8 protein-coding genes and 1 pseudogene are annotated in these 12,854 nt (G+C 73.8%); 4 read left to right on the forward strand and 5 right to left on the reverse strand.

The window, feature by feature from the left end; genetic code table 11:
- Positions 1-63: 63 nt before the first annotated feature.
- Positions 64-474: a hypothetical protein gene (locus EDC50_RS02415; RefSeq protein ID WP_123768865.1), complete on the reverse strand. Its 411-nt coding sequence runs from the start codon at positions 472-474 to the stop codon at positions 64-66.
- Positions 475-515: 41 nt separating this feature from the next.
- Here EDC50_RS02415 and EDC50_RS02420 point away from each other — a divergent pair.
- A pseudogene (locus EDC50_RS02420) lies at positions 516-839 on the forward strand (MGMT family protein); the annotation flags it as partial.
- Positions 840-1,046: 207 nt separating this feature from the next.
- Positions 1,047-1,694: a rhomboid family intramembrane serine protease gene (locus tag EDC50_RS02425; RefSeq protein WP_123768867.1), complete on the forward strand. Its 648-nt coding sequence runs from the start codon at positions 1,047-1,049 to the stop codon at positions 1,692-1,694.
- 55 nt (positions 1,695-1,749) lie between these two features.
- Here EDC50_RS02425 and EDC50_RS02430 read toward each other — a convergent pair whose 3' ends face one another.
- Both EDC50_RS02430 and EDC50_RS02435 read right to left on the reverse strand, forming a co-directional pair.
- Positions 1,750-3,759, reverse strand: coding sequence for a M13 family metallopeptidase (locus tag EDC50_RS02430; protein ID WP_123768868.1), 2,010 nt, complete (start codon positions 3,757-3,759; stop codon positions 1,750-1,752).
- 219 nt (positions 3,760-3,978) lie between these two features.
- Positions 3,979-6,114, reverse strand: coding sequence for a M13 family metallopeptidase (locus tag EDC50_RS02435; RefSeq protein ID WP_123768869.1), 2,136 nt, complete (start codon positions 6,112-6,114; stop codon positions 3,979-3,981).
- 155 nt (positions 6,115-6,269) lie between these two features.
- On the opposite strand from EDC50_RS02435, the gene EDC50_RS02440 reads away from it, so the two are divergent.
- On the forward strand, positions 6,270-7,643 hold the full coding sequence (locus tag EDC50_RS02440) for an MBL fold metallo-hydrolase (protein ID WP_123768870.1): 1,374 nt from the start codon (positions 6,270-6,272) through the stop codon (positions 7,641-7,643).
- Between the two features lie 322 nt (positions 7,644-7,965).
- Positions 7,966-9,276, forward strand: a complete 1,311-nt coding sequence (locus tag EDC50_RS02445; RefSeq protein ID WP_123768871.1) for a DEAD/DEAH box helicase — start codon at positions 7,966-7,968, stop codon at positions 9,274-9,276.
- Between the two features lie 60 nt (positions 9,277-9,336).
- On the opposite strand, the gene EDC50_RS02450 is transcribed toward EDC50_RS02445, so the two are convergent.
- Positions 9,337-10,983, reverse strand: a complete 1,647-nt coding sequence (locus EDC50_RS02450; protein ID WP_123768872.1) for a CHASE2 domain-containing protein — start codon at positions 10,981-10,983, stop codon at positions 9,337-9,339.
- Complete coding sequence (locus EDC50_RS02455; RefSeq protein WP_123768873.1) at positions 10,980-12,659, reverse strand: FecR family protein; 1,680 nt, start codon at positions 12,657-12,659, stop codon at positions 10,980-10,982. The genes EDC50_RS02450 and EDC50_RS02455 overlap by 4 nt, the downstream gene beginning before the upstream one ends.
- Between the last annotated feature and the right edge of the window lie 195 nt (positions 12,660-12,854).

Here is a 12,854-nt window from a genome sequence, read left to right on the forward strand (position 1 = left end):
GCGGGAGCGCGCCACGCGCGAGCCGGGGATGTCTCCCGTGCCCCGTTCCTCTGGATGGGTCGCTCAGAACAGGTCGCCGCCGGCGGACAGCATCCGTTCCATCCGATCGCCGACGCCGCCGATCTCCAGCACCAGGCGGTCGACTTCGGCCGCGTCCAGGCCGTCGTAGGGGCGGTTCTCGCACAATTGCAGGTGCGGCACGCCGTCGAGGTCGCCGATGGCGAGGTAGCCGACGCGGCTCTGCCAGTTGAACGCCAGCGCGCGCTTCGCGTCCAGGCCAGTGATCGGCGCGATCGCGGTGCTGACGCGCAGGTACGGGCGGCCGTCGTCGTCGTCCAGTTCGGACAGGAAGATCGCCTGGTGGCGGGTGCCGTTGTCCAGCGACAGCTCGATGCAGACCACGTCCTCGTCGTGCTCGGTCATGCGGTAGCCGGAAGCCTTCAGGTGGCGATGGATGGCGGCGAAGTTGCGCACGGCGGGACTCCGAGTGGCTCGGCCGCTATGCTACCGCGGCCATGGTTCAGGACGACGTGACCCGCCGCATCCTCGCCGCGATCCGCGCGATCCCGCGCGGCGAAGTCGCCGGCTACGGCGAAGTCGCGCGCCGCGCCGGCCTGCCCGGCCGCGCGCGCCTGGTCGCGCGCCTGCTCAGCGGCAACGACGACCCGCGCCTGCCCTGGCATCGCGTGCTGCGCTCGGACGGGCGCATCGCGTTCCCGGAGGGTTCGCGCGGCTATCGCGAACAGAGCCAGCGCCTGCGCGCGGAGGGCGTGCGGGTCGAGAACGGGCGCGTGCTCGGCCGGCGGCCGGCGGCGACGCTGGACGAACAGATCTGGGGCGCGCCGGCGCCGGAGCGCGCGCCGAGCGCCAAGCCCGAAGCCGCGCGCCGGCGCGCCGCGCGCGACAAGCGCTCCTGACCGCCGGCACGTTCCGTTCGCGTCCCCGGGGCGGGCGCGTCGGGCGCAACGGCCGATCGCCATCGCGCAAGCGGAGTGAAGTGGCCGCGGCCGCGAGCGGCTACCATGTGCGCAGCACGAGGAGCCGCGATGTTCTCCAACCTTCCCCCCGTCACCAAGGCCCTGCTGATCGCCAACGGCCTGGTGTTCGCGCTGCAGCTGATCCTGGGCGACTACGCGCTGGCGCAGTTCATGCTGTGGCCGCCGGGCGACGACTACGCCCGGTTCGGCTTCATGCCCTGGCAGCTGCTCAGCTACGGCTTCATGCACGGCAGCGCCGCGCATCTGATCTTCAACATGCTGGCCTTGCTGATGTTCGGCGCGCCGCTGGAGCACGTGTGGGGCCAGCGCCGCTACCTGACCTACTACCTGGTCTGCGTGGCCGGCGCCGGGCTGTGCCAGATCGCGGTCGGCGCGTGGACCCTGGCCCAGGGCGGCGAGGCCTACCCGACCGTCGGCGCGTCCGGCGGCATCTTCGGCCTGTTGCTGGCCTACGGCATGCTGTTCCCGAACCAGCGCGTGATGCTGCTGATCCCGCCGATCCCGATGAAGGCGCGCACGCTGGTGCTGGTGTACGGCGCGCTGGAGCTGCTGATGGGCATCACCAACACGATGCCCGGCGTGGCCCACTTCGCGCACCTGGGCGGCATGCTGTTCGGCTGGCTGCTGATCCGCTACTGGCGCGGGCAGCCGCCGTTCGGCCGACGCGGGCCGCCGCGGATGCGGGCGGTGCGCTGAGTCAGGCGGGCACGGCGCGGGTATCCGCGCCGCGCTCGTTTCCGCGGCGCCCCGCTCAGGGGAACAGCACCACCGGCTCCTTCGCCTGCATCGCGTTGCCGGCCTTGCAGCCGAAGGCCTCGCCGAAGCCGGCCATGTTGAGCAGCGGGCCGTTGGTGCGCCACTGGCCCGGTGCGTGCACGCTGGTGGCGGCGCGCTGGCGGGCGGCCTCCTCGCTGAGCTGCTGCGGCCACAGCGAGGCCCAGCCCTTGTAGAAGTCCTGGTCGGCGTTCCTCGCCGGGGCCGGCTGGAGCTTGCGGTAGGCGGCCCAGGCCAGTTCGACGCCGGCGAGATCGGCCACCGCCTCGTCGCGCACCTGCGGGCCGTTGACCTTGGCGCCCTTCAGCCCCGGGTAGTCGAAGCCCGCGTACGCGGCGGCGATGCGGTCGGCGACGCCGTTCCAGGCCGCGACCTCGGCCGGCGTCCACCAGTCGCGCAGCTGCTGCTTGGCGTCGACCATGCGGCCGCGGTTGTCGAAGCCGTGGCTGAGTTCGTGGCCGACCAGGGCGCCGAACGTGCCGTACTGCCAGGCCGCGCTCTTGCCCGTGTCCAGCACCGGCGGCTGCAGCATCGCCGCGGTGACGATCAGGCGGTTCTGGGCGATGTCGTAGGCCAGCGCCGGCTCCTGCGGCAGCACGTCCCAGCGCCGGTCGGCGTTGCCGCGGCCGATCCGCTTCATCTCCTCGCGGTGGCGCCAGGTCGAGGCGATCAGCATGTTGCTGCCGAAGCTGCCGCGGCCCATCGGCTGCACGCTGTAGTCGAGGTCGCGCCGCGGGGTGCCGACCTCGATCGCGAGCTTGGCGAGCTTGGCCTGGGCCTCGGCCTTGGCCGCGGGCGACAGGCGCGCGTCGCGCTCGAGCGCGGCGCCGAGCGCGTCGCGCACCTGCACCGCGATTTCTTCGGCGCGCCGGTCGGTGGCCGCGGGCAGGTAGCGCGCGGCGTACTCGCGGCCGAGCATCGGCCCGGCGGCGAGGGTGATCGCGTCGAGCACCGCCTGGCGCCGCTCCGGCGGCGCGCCCAGGCCCTGCAGCACGCGGCCGCGGAAGTCGAAGTGCGCGTCGCGGAACGGCTTGGCCAGGTACGGCGCCATCGCGTCGCCGACGCGCCAGCGCAGGTAGGCCTGCCACTGCGCCGGCTTGAGGCTGCCGACCAGGCCGTCGAGGGTGGCGAACAGCTGCGGGTTGGCCATCGACACGGTGTCATCGCTGACGCCCTGCGCCTTCAGGAACTCGGCGAGCTGCAGGCGCTTGTAGCGCTTGGCCAGCGAAGCGGTCGCGACCGGGGCGTAGTTGGCGCGCGGATCGCGCAGGTCGAGCAGGCCCTTGGAGGCGCGCGCGATCCGCGTCTCCAGGTCGATCACCCGCTTGGCGTCGTCCGCCAGCCGCGCCTGCGGCGTGCCGGTGAGGGCGAGGATCTTCTGCACGTATTCGGTATAGCGCGCCATCAGCGCGCGGGTGTCGGCGTCGTCGCGGGTGTAGTAGGCCGGGTCCGGCAGGCCGAGGCCGCCCTGGGCGAAGTAGCCGATGTGGCGGTCGAGGTCGTCCAGGTCGATGTCGGCGCTGAAGTTGAACGCGACCGGGATGCCGACCTGGTGCAGCGCGGCGATCGCCGGCGGGACGTCCTTGGCCTTCCTGATCGCGTCGATGCGGCCCAGCAGCGGCGCGATCGGCTGCGCGCCGTCGCGCTCGACCGCGGCTTCGTCCAGGCCGCTGGCCCAGAAGTCGCCGAGCAGCTTCTGCACGTTGTTCTGCGGCGCGTTCATCGCCGTGTCGAGCAGTTCGAACTGCTGCCGTCGCACCTGCGCGCCGAGCTGCTCCAGCGCCGAGACCGACGCGGTGCCGGCCGGCAGCGGGTTGGCCTTCAGCCAGGCGGCGTTGGCGCTGGCGTAGAAGTCGCTGCAGGCGCTCGGCGCGGCCGCGGCCTTGGGCGCGGCGCGCTTCTTCTTGGCGGCGTCGGCGGACGGCATGGCGGCGAGGCCGGCGATCAGGCCGAAGGCGAGGGCGCAGGCGAGCGGGCGTAGGGTCATCGCGGAGTTCCGTGGCGAGGCGAGTTCACGAGGGCGCGAGTTTAGCAGCGGGGTCGCGCGGCGAGCGCGCGCGGCGCGGCGCGCGCGGCCGCTTCGTTCAGGGCGTCGGCCGCGCAAAAGCGAAGGCCCGGCGTGCGCCGGGCCTTCGTCGGTCGGGCAGGCCGATGCCGGCCCCTCCTCCTCCGCCGTGCCTCCCCGCGTGCGGGAGAGGCGGCGGCGTCACCAGATCACGACCTGCTTGTCGCCCTCGCGCACCATCGGCTGGCCCGGCTTGCACGAGAACGCCGCGGCGAACGCCGGCAGGTTCGAGGGCGCGCCGATCGCGCGGAAGTTGGCCGGCGCGTGCGGGTCGGTGGTGAGGCGCACGGCGAGCTCCTGCGGGGTGAAGTTGCGGCGCCACACCGTCGCCCAGTTCATGAAGAAGCGCTGGTCGCGGGTCAGGCCGTCGATCATCGGATCGGGCTGGCCCCCGGTGGCCTTCTTCATCGCGTCGTAGGCGGTGGCCAGGCCGCCCAGGTCGGCGATGTTCTCGCCCAGGGTCAGCTTGCCGTTGACGCGCTTGCCCGGCATCGCCTCGTAGCCGTCGAACTGCGCCACCAGCTTGCCGGTGCGCTCGGCGAACCCCTTGGCGTCGGCCGCGGTCCACCAGTTCTCGAAGTTGCCGGTGGCGCCGAAGCGGCTGCCCTGGTCGTCGTAGCCGTGGGTCATCTCGTGGCCGATCACCGCGCCGATGCCGCCGTAGTTCAGCGGATCGTCGGCGTTCGGATCGAAGAACGGCGGCTGCAGGATCGCCGCCGGGAACACGATCTCGTTCTGCAGCGGGTTGTAGTAGGCGTTGACCATCTGCGGCGGCATGCCCCACTCGGTCTTGTCCACCGGCTTGCCGATCTTCGACAGCTGCCACTTGTAGTTGAACTCGTTGGCAGCGAGCACGTTGCCGATGTAGCTGTCGCGCGAGGTCCGCAGGCCGCTCCAGTCGCGCCACTTGTCCGGGTAGCCGATCTTCGGGGTGAAGCTGGCCCACTTCTCCATGGCCTTCTTCTTGGTCTCGTCGCTCATCCAGGCCAGGTTCTCGATGCGCGTCTTCAGCGCCTCGGACAGGTTCTTGACCAGGGTCTGCATCCGCGCCTTCGCTTCGGGCGAGAACGCGACCTTGACGTACAGCTGGCCCATCGCCTCGCCGGCCTCGTTCTCGATCGTGTCGAGCACGCGCTTGCCGCGCTCCTTCAGCTCCTTCTGCCCGCGCAGGGTCTTGCTGTAGAAGTCGAAGTGCTCCTGCACGAAGGCGTCGGCCAGGTACGGCGAGGCCTGGTCGACGGTGTGGAAGCGCAGGTAGGCCTGCCAGGTCGGGGCCGGCACCTCGGCCAGCATCCTGCTGACTTCCTGGTGGAAGGCCGGGATCGCCAGCGAGAACATCTGCGGCGTGGCCACGCCCTGGGACTCGAAGAACTTGGTCCAGGGGAAGTTCGGGGTGAGCTTGTCGGCTTCGGCCGGGCTGACCGGGTTGTAGTACAGCGAGACGTCGCGCGAGAGTTCCTCGCTCGACTTGGACACCTTGGCCAGGCGGGTCTCGAACGCGACCACGTCCTTGGCCTGCTTGGCCGCGTCGGCGGCCGGCACGCCGGACAGCTCCAGCACCTTGGCCACGTGCCGCTCGTAGGCGGCGAGCTTGTCCTTCTTGTCGGCGTCGAAGTAGTAGCCCTTGTCCGGCAGGCCGAGGCCGCCCTGCGAGGCGTAGGCGATGTTCATCGACGAGTTCTTGAAGTCGGCCTCGGCGCCGAAGCCGAACAGGAAGTTCTCGCCCTTGGCCGCGCTGGCGCGCAGGTACTCGGCGATCTTCTCCGGCGCGTCGAGCGCGGCGATCGCGTCGAGGTGGCCCTGCAGCGGCGCTATGCCCTGCTGGTTGATCTTGGCCGCGTCCATGCCGGTGGCCCAGAAGTCGCCGACGATCTTGGCCACGCCGCTGGCGCCGGCGTCGGCCGCGGCCTGCTCGGCGAGCTGGCGCTGGACCGCGGTGGAACGCTCGTCGAGCATCTCGAACGCGCCCCAGGAGGTGCGGTCGCCCGGGATCTCGTTCGCCGCCAGCCACTTGCCGTTGACGAAGCCGCCGAAATCGGTGCACGGGTCCTTGCGGGTGTCGAGGTCGCCGACGTCGAAGCGGTTCACGCCCGGCAGCTTGCTTTCGTCGAGCGGGTAGGCCGGCACTTCGGCCTTGGCCTGCGGCGCGGCGCCGGCGTCGGCGGCGGGGGCAGGCTCTTGCTTCTTGCACGCGGCCAGCGATGCGGCGACGGCGAGGGACAGCAGCAGGACTTGGGGTTTCTTCAGGCTCACAGCGGACTCCGGCCGGGAAGGCATAGGTCATGGACGAACGCCCCGGAAGCGGGGCATCGGCCGACATTAGACCCGATCGGCCCGGCCGGCGGGTGTCGAAGGTCACGTCGGCGCCGCCGCGGCGGGCGGGCCGGCACGGCGCGTGCTACGTTCGCCGCTCGCCACAGCGGAGAGGCGGGATGCGCGTGCGTTTCCACGGCGCGGCCGGCGAGGTCACCGGCTCGCTGCACGAGGTCGAGGCGGCGGGCCGGCGCCTGCTGCTGGACTGCGGGATGATCCAGGGCAGCCCGGAGGCCGAGCGGCGCAACCTCGACCCCTTCCCGTTCGAACCGGGTGGGCTCGACGCGCTGGTGATCAGCCACGCGCACATCGACCACGTCGGCCGCGTGCCGCTGCTGGTGCGGCGCGGCTTCCGCGGCCCGATCTACGCCCAGCGCGCCACCGCCGAACTGATGCCGGTGATGCTGCTGGACGCGGCCTCGATCGCGCAGGGCGAAGCCGAGCGCGCCAACCGCCATCGCCGCGGCGGCGAACCGCCGGCGCAGCCGCTCTACACCGCCGAGGACGTGCACGCGGCGATGGCGCAGGTGCGGCCGCTGCCGTACGACGCGCGCACCGAGGCCGTGCCGGGCGTGGAGATCGCCTTCCGCGATGCCGGGCACATCCTCGGCTCCTCCAGCGTGGAACTGTGGGCGGAGGGGCGCAAGCTGGCGTTCTCCGGCGATCTCGGCCCCGCGGGCACGCCGATCCTGCGCGACCCGGCCCGGATCGACCGCGCCGACCTGGTGCTGATGGAGTCGACCTACGGCGACCGCCTGCACCGCGACCGCGGCGAGACCATCCGCGAGCTCGGCGGCATCCTCGCCCGGGCGTGGGAGGAGGGCGGCACGGTGCTGATCCCGGCGTTCGCGGTCGGCCGCAGCCAGGAACTGCTGTACTGGTTCGCGCGCCACTGGGACGAGTGGGGCCTGGCGCGCTGGCGGATCTTCCTCGACAGCCCGATGGCGACCCAGGTGACCGCGATTTACGACCGCCACGCCGACCTGTTCGACGCCGACGCGCAGCGCGTGTGGCGCGACCGGCCGCATCCGTTCCGGCTGCCGAACCTGCATTTCACCGAGTCGCGCGGGGACTCGATGGCGATCAACCGGATCGAGCGCGGAGCGATAGTCATTGCCGGCTCCGGCATGGCCAATGCCGGCCGCATCCTGCACCACCTGCGCCACCGCCTCGAACGCCGCGAGACCCACGTGGTGTTCGTCGGCTACCAGGCCGAAGGCACGCTGGGGCGGCGCCTGGTCGACGGCGCGCGCTGGGTGCGGATCCACGGCCGCGACGTGCGCGCCGCCGCGCAGCGGCATACCGTCGGCGGGCTGTCGGCGCACACCGACCAGCGCGGGCTGCTCGACTGGTACGGCGCGATCGCCGGCCACCCGCCGCTGGCGCTGGTGCACGGCGAGGACCGCGCGCGCGAGGCGCTGGCCGGCGAGATCGGCGAACGCTTCGGCGTGCGCGCCGTCCTGGCGCGGCCGGGCACGGTGCTGGAGGTCTGAGCCGCGAGGATGAACGCCGCCGCCGCGCGGCGCTGGCCCCGGCCGGCGCTTTCGCGTACAGTGCCGCCTGTTCAGCGCACGGCTGCCTCCCCGCAAGGGGGACGTTTTCCCAAGGTTGCCCGCCGTCCCGCCGCTCCCCGCGGCCCCGCCGAACGGCGGGCAGACGGCCTTATCCCGCACGTCTTTCGTCGCGCAGACACGGCCCGGAGCGTCCGCGGCCGTCACATTCGATCACTCGCAGCGCGGTTGAGGGAACGCTGGAGTCATCGCGCGGTCGCGCGGCGCCACGGCGCCGTCGCCGCGGAGACACGGAGTTTCCGACATGACGTTCCAATCGCTGGGTCTGGCGTCCGCACTGCTGCGCGCGCTGGAAGAACAGGGCTATTCCGCGCCGACGCCGATCCAGGCCGAAGCCATTCCGCTCGCGCTGGCGGGCCACGACCTGCTCGGCGGCGCGCAGACCGGCACCGGCAAGACCGCCGCGTTCGGCCTGCCGCTGCTGCACCGCCTGGCCCAGGGGGCGGCGGCGAAGGGCTACCGCCGGCCGCGCGCGCTGGTGCTGGTGCCCACGCGCGAGCTGGCGGTGCAGGTCGCCGACAGCCTGCGCGGCTACGGCAAGCATCTGCGCCTCACCGTCGGCACCATCTTCGGCGGCGCCGGCATGGGCCCGCAGGTGGAGATGTTCCGCCGCGGCGTCGACGTGCTGGTGGCCACGCCGGGCCGCCTGATCGACCATCTCGAGCGCGGCAGCGCCAAGCTCGACGAGATCTCGCTGCTGGTGCTCGACGAGGCCGACCGCATGCTCGACATGGGCTTCCTGCCGGCGGTCAAGCGCATCCTCGGCCGGTTGCCGCGCGAGCGGCAGACGCTGCTGTTCTCGGCGACGTTCGAGGCGCAGCTCAAGCAACTGGCGCTGGAGTTCATGCGCGAGCCGAAGCAGGTGCAGGTGGCGGCGCAGAACGCGATCGCGCGGACCATCGCCCACCGCGTGCATCCGGTGGACTCGGCGCGCAAGCGCGAGCTGCTGGTGGAGATCCTCGCCGGCCGCCACACCGACCAGGCGATCGTGTTCGGCCGCACCAAGCACGGCTGCAACCGGCTCGCCGAACAGCTCGAGGACGCCGGCCTGAGGGCGGTCGCGATCCACGGCAACAAGAGCCAGGCGCAGCGGCAGAAGGCGCTCAACGCGTTCAAGGGCGGGCAGGCGCGCGTGCTGGTGGCCACCGACGTCGCGGCGCGCGGGCTGGACATCCCGAACCTGCCGCTGGTGATCAACTACGACCTGCCGATGGTGGCCGAGGACTACGTGCACCGCATCGGCCGCACCGGCCGCAACGGCGCCAGCGGCGAGGCGCTGTCGCTGGTCGCGCCGGACGAGGGCGGGCTGCTGCGGCAGATCCAGCGGCTGCTGAAGGCCGAGCTGGAACTGGTCGAGGTCGAGGGCTACGCGCCGTCGCGGCCGATCCAGTTCAATGCGCCGCTGCCGAACCCGCGCCAGGCCAACCGCGGCCCGCGCCGGCCGTCGCAGCGCCCGCACGGCAAGCCGGAAGCGCGCCATGCGCACGCCGGCCCCAAGCAGCACCGCGGCGGCGCCCGCGACGGGCGCGGCGCCCGCAGCGGCGCGCGCGGCTGAGGCGCGCCGCCTCCGGTCCCGGGACGGCGCCGCGCGCCGTCCTTCGGCGGCGGCGTCCGCTCACAGCGCCGGGTAAGCGGCGTAGGTGTCGCGGCCGGCTTCCTTGGCCCGGTACAGCGCCTGGTCGGCGCGGTCGAACAGCGTGCGCGGCAGGGTGGCCGCGTCGGGAACGCAGGACTGCAGGCCGATGCTGACGCTGGCGCGGACCGCGTCGCCCGGGCCGTAGCGCAGGTCGAGTTCGCGCACCTCGGCCAGGACCGCTTCGGCCACCCGCAGCGCCCCGGCCAACGGCGTGTCGGGCAGGATCAGCGCGAACTCGTCGCCGCCGAAGCGCGCGGCCAGGTCGCGCGGGCGCCGGGCGTGGGCGCGGATCGAACGCGCGACCATGACCAGCAGGCGGTCGCCGGCGCGGTGGCCCTGGCTGTCGTTGTAGGTCTTGAAGTGGTCGACGTCGATCAGCAGCAGCGACAACGGCGTGCGGTTGCGCCGCGCGCTGGCCAGCTCGCGTTCCAGCGCGAGATCGAACCGGCGCCGGTTCGGCAGGTGGGTGAGCGTGTCCAGGTGGGCCTGGCGCCGCCACAGGCGCAGATGGCTCACCGTCCACGCCAGCACGACCAGGCCGATCGCGACGACCGTCGCCGCCGGCGCGAACCACAGCGACGCCAGCCGCAACAGCAGGGCGCTGCCGGCCAGCGCGACCAGCGCGCCGAGCGCGCCGGCCAGCAGCGGCCGGGCGAGGCCGGGGGCCAGCAGGTACCAGGTGGCGACCAGCACGATCGCGGCGCCCAGCGCCGCCTGCCACAGCGGCGCCAGCGGCACGATCGCGCGGCCGTGCAGCAGCATCTCCACGACGTTGGCCTGGTACTCGGCGCCGGTCATGCGCTCGGCGGACATCGGGGTCAGGAAGGTCGGCGCCAGCCCGGTGGCGGTGACGCCGACCACGGTCCAGCGCCCGCGCAGCAGCCGGTCCGGCACTTCGCCGGCGAGCACCGCGGCGGCGGACACCTGCGGGAAGCTGCCCGGCGGGCCGGCGTAGCGGATCCGCACGTAGCGGTCGCGGACCCACTGGTAGGGCGAGCCGGCCTGCTCCGCGGGCCGGCGCAGCCCGGGCAGTTCCTGCGGCCGCGCCGCCGGATCGAGCCGCAGCAGCGCCAGCGCCAGCGCCGGCCAATGCGCGTCGCCGACGCCCGCGTGCAGGTACAGGCCGCGCACCGCGCCCTCGGCGTCGAGCTCGACATCGGTGTGGCCGAGCGCCGGCGCCGCGGCGGCGAGGGTCGGCGTCGGCAGCACCTCGACCGGCGGCCCGTTCGGGTGCAGCGGCGCCGGGAACACCGGCAGCGCGATGCGGCCGCCGCGGCGCAGGGCCGCGGCGAGGGCGAGGTCGCGCTCGGGGCCGTTGCGGTCCGGCTCGGCCAGGATCAGGTCGAGGGCGACGCCGCGCACCCCGGCCTCGCCCAGGCGGTCGAGCAGGCGCGCGTGCAGGTCGCGTGGCCAGGGCCATTGGCCCAGTTCGGCCAGGCTGCGGTCGTCGATCGCGACCACCACCACGTCCTCGTCGGGCGGTTGCGGCCAGGTCGCCAGGTGCAGGTCGTAGAGCCGGTCGTCGAGGCGGGCGCCGACGCCGTAGAGGCCGAACAGCGCCGCCAGGCCGGCCATCAGGACGGCGGTGAGCGCGCGACGCAGCCGGGGCGAGGCCCTGTCGATCACAAGGCCAGCAACAGCAGCGCGGCCGCGCCGGCGCCGTAACACAGCCGGCAGGGGAAGCGCAGCTCCTGCACCGGGCCGTACGGCGCGGCGTAGCCGTCGTCGTCGACGGTCTGCACCCGGATGTACCAGCGGCCGCCGAGCGGACGCTCGAGTTCCACTTGCGGCCGGTCGACGACCTGGTCGAACAGCGGCGCGGCGAAGTCCGGGCGCCTGGCGACCTGCACGCGATGGCGCTGCCCGGGCTCGCCCGCCTGCCAGCGCAGGACCACGCGGCCGGCGCGCGCCTGTTCGCTCTCCAGGCCCGGGTCGGGCGGCGCGTCGCTGACCTCGAACGCCAATGCCTCGCCGAACGGGCCGGTGCGGCCCTCGCCGTCGCGCGAGGCCAGGCGCCAGTAGTAGCGGCCCGGCGCCAACGCCTGCTCCGGCCGGAAGCGCTCGCGGCGCGCCTGGCTCTCCAGCAGCGGCTGGTCGAAGTCCGGATCGCGCGCGATCTGGATCAGGGTGCCCGAGGCGTCCTCGCTGCGGGTCCACTCGAAACGCGGCCGCGGCTGGTGCACGCGTTCGCCGGCGCGCGGACGCACGGTCAGCGGCGGCAGCGGCTTGTCGCTGACCGCGATGGTCCGCTCGGCGTCGCGCCCCTCGAGGCCGTTGCCGGCGATGCCGCGCAGCAGCACGCGGTGGCGGCCGCCGGGCAGGGCGTCGATGCGCAGCTCGGTGGCCTCGGTCACGGCCGAGTACAGCTGCACCTCGGGCGCGTCCGCGCGCACCACCTCGACGCGGTACGCGCGGGCGCCGTCGAGCGGCGCCCAGCGCAGCGTCAGCGGCAGCGTCTGCAGGCGCGAGCCGGCTTCATCGAGCGCCGGCGCCGGCAGCAGCGCCAGCGCCGCCGGCGCGCCATCCCGGCCGACCACGGTGCCGAAGCCGGGCCGCAGCAGCACGCCGCGGCGGTCGTCGGCCACCTGCACCTGGCCTTCCAGCACCTCGGCGGTGTCGGGCGCGTCGCCGGCGCCGGCGCCGACGCGGAAGCGGGTGCCGCGCACGCTGGTGGTCGCCGACGGGGTGGCGATGATGTAGCGCGAGGCCGGCCCCTGGGCCGGCGTCACCCTGTTCGCCGCGCGCCCGCGCTGCAGGCGCATGCGCGTGTCGACCATGCCGGTGGCGGCGTAGACGCTGAGCCGGTCGAATTCGACCCGGCTGCCGCCGTCCACGGTCAGGCGCGAGCCGTCGGCGAACTCGATGGTGGCGCTGGCGTCGGCCCCGGTCTCGAGCCAGCCGCCCACGCCCAGGCGCAGGTCCTCGACCGCGTCCGCCGGCCGTGCGCCGGCCGCGGCCTGGGCCCGGACCTGGCCGCGCAACGCGATCACGCGCGCGCGTACCGGTTCCACGCGCAGCCAAGCGACGGGGAAGCGCAGCAGCATGCCCGGCGGCAGCCGGTACGGGTCCTGCACGGCGTTGTGCGCCTGCAGCCGGCGCCAGTCGATCCCCGGCTTGAGATGGCGCAGGCCGAGGTCCCACAGGTTGTCGCCCGGGCGCACGCGGTACATCCAGTCCTGCGCCGCGGCGGCGGGCGCGAGCAGCAGCGCGGCCAGCAGCGCGAACGGCAGGAACGGGGAGAGGCGGCGGAAGCGAAGCGGTGGCGAAGCGCGGGGGGGCCGGAGCGCGGCGGCGTTGGACATTCGTCTTCCGTGTCGGGCAGCGGGAGGCGCCGAGTGCGACGGCGGTCACTCTATTATGCCGGCTGCGCCGGGTCGCCGCCGATGTGCGGTTTTTGTCCGATGCCCGGCCCCGCCGGCGGCGGGGGCGAAGGCGGGCCGCGCGAGGCGGCAGTGGCGGCGGGCCGAAGCCGGCGCGCGGCTCCGGCCCGCCTTGCG

Origin of the sequence: Vulcaniibacterium tengchongense, from assembly GCF_003814555.1 — a bacterium.
Lineage (GTDB): Bacteria > Pseudomonadota > Gammaproteobacteria > Xanthomonadales > Xanthomonadaceae > Vulcaniibacterium > Vulcaniibacterium tengchongense.

Coding starts and splice junctions, on each gene's coding strand:
- EDC50_RS02425 (WP_123768867.1), top strand. CDS start 1,047: ATGTTCTCCAACCTTCCCCCCGTCACCAAGGCCCTGCTGATCGCCAAC.
- EDC50_RS02430 (WP_123768868.1), bottom strand. CDS start 3,759: ATGACCCTACGCCCGCTCGCCTGCGCCCTCGCCTTCGGCCTGATCGCC.
- EDC50_RS02435 (WP_123768869.1), bottom strand. CDS start 6,114: ATGCCTTCCCGGCCGGAGTCCGCTGTGAGCCTGAAGAAACCCCAAGTC.
- EDC50_RS02440 (WP_123768870.1), top strand. CDS start 6,270: ATGCGCGTGCGTTTCCACGGCGCGGCCGGCGAGGTCACCGGCTCGCTG.
- EDC50_RS02445 (WP_123768871.1), top strand. CDS start 7,966: ATGACGTTCCAATCGCTGGGTCTGGCGTCCGCACTGCTGCGCGCGCTG.
- EDC50_RS02455 (WP_123768873.1), bottom strand. CDS start 12,659: ATGTCCAACGCCGCCGCGCTCCGGCCCCCCCGCGCTTCGCCACCGCTT.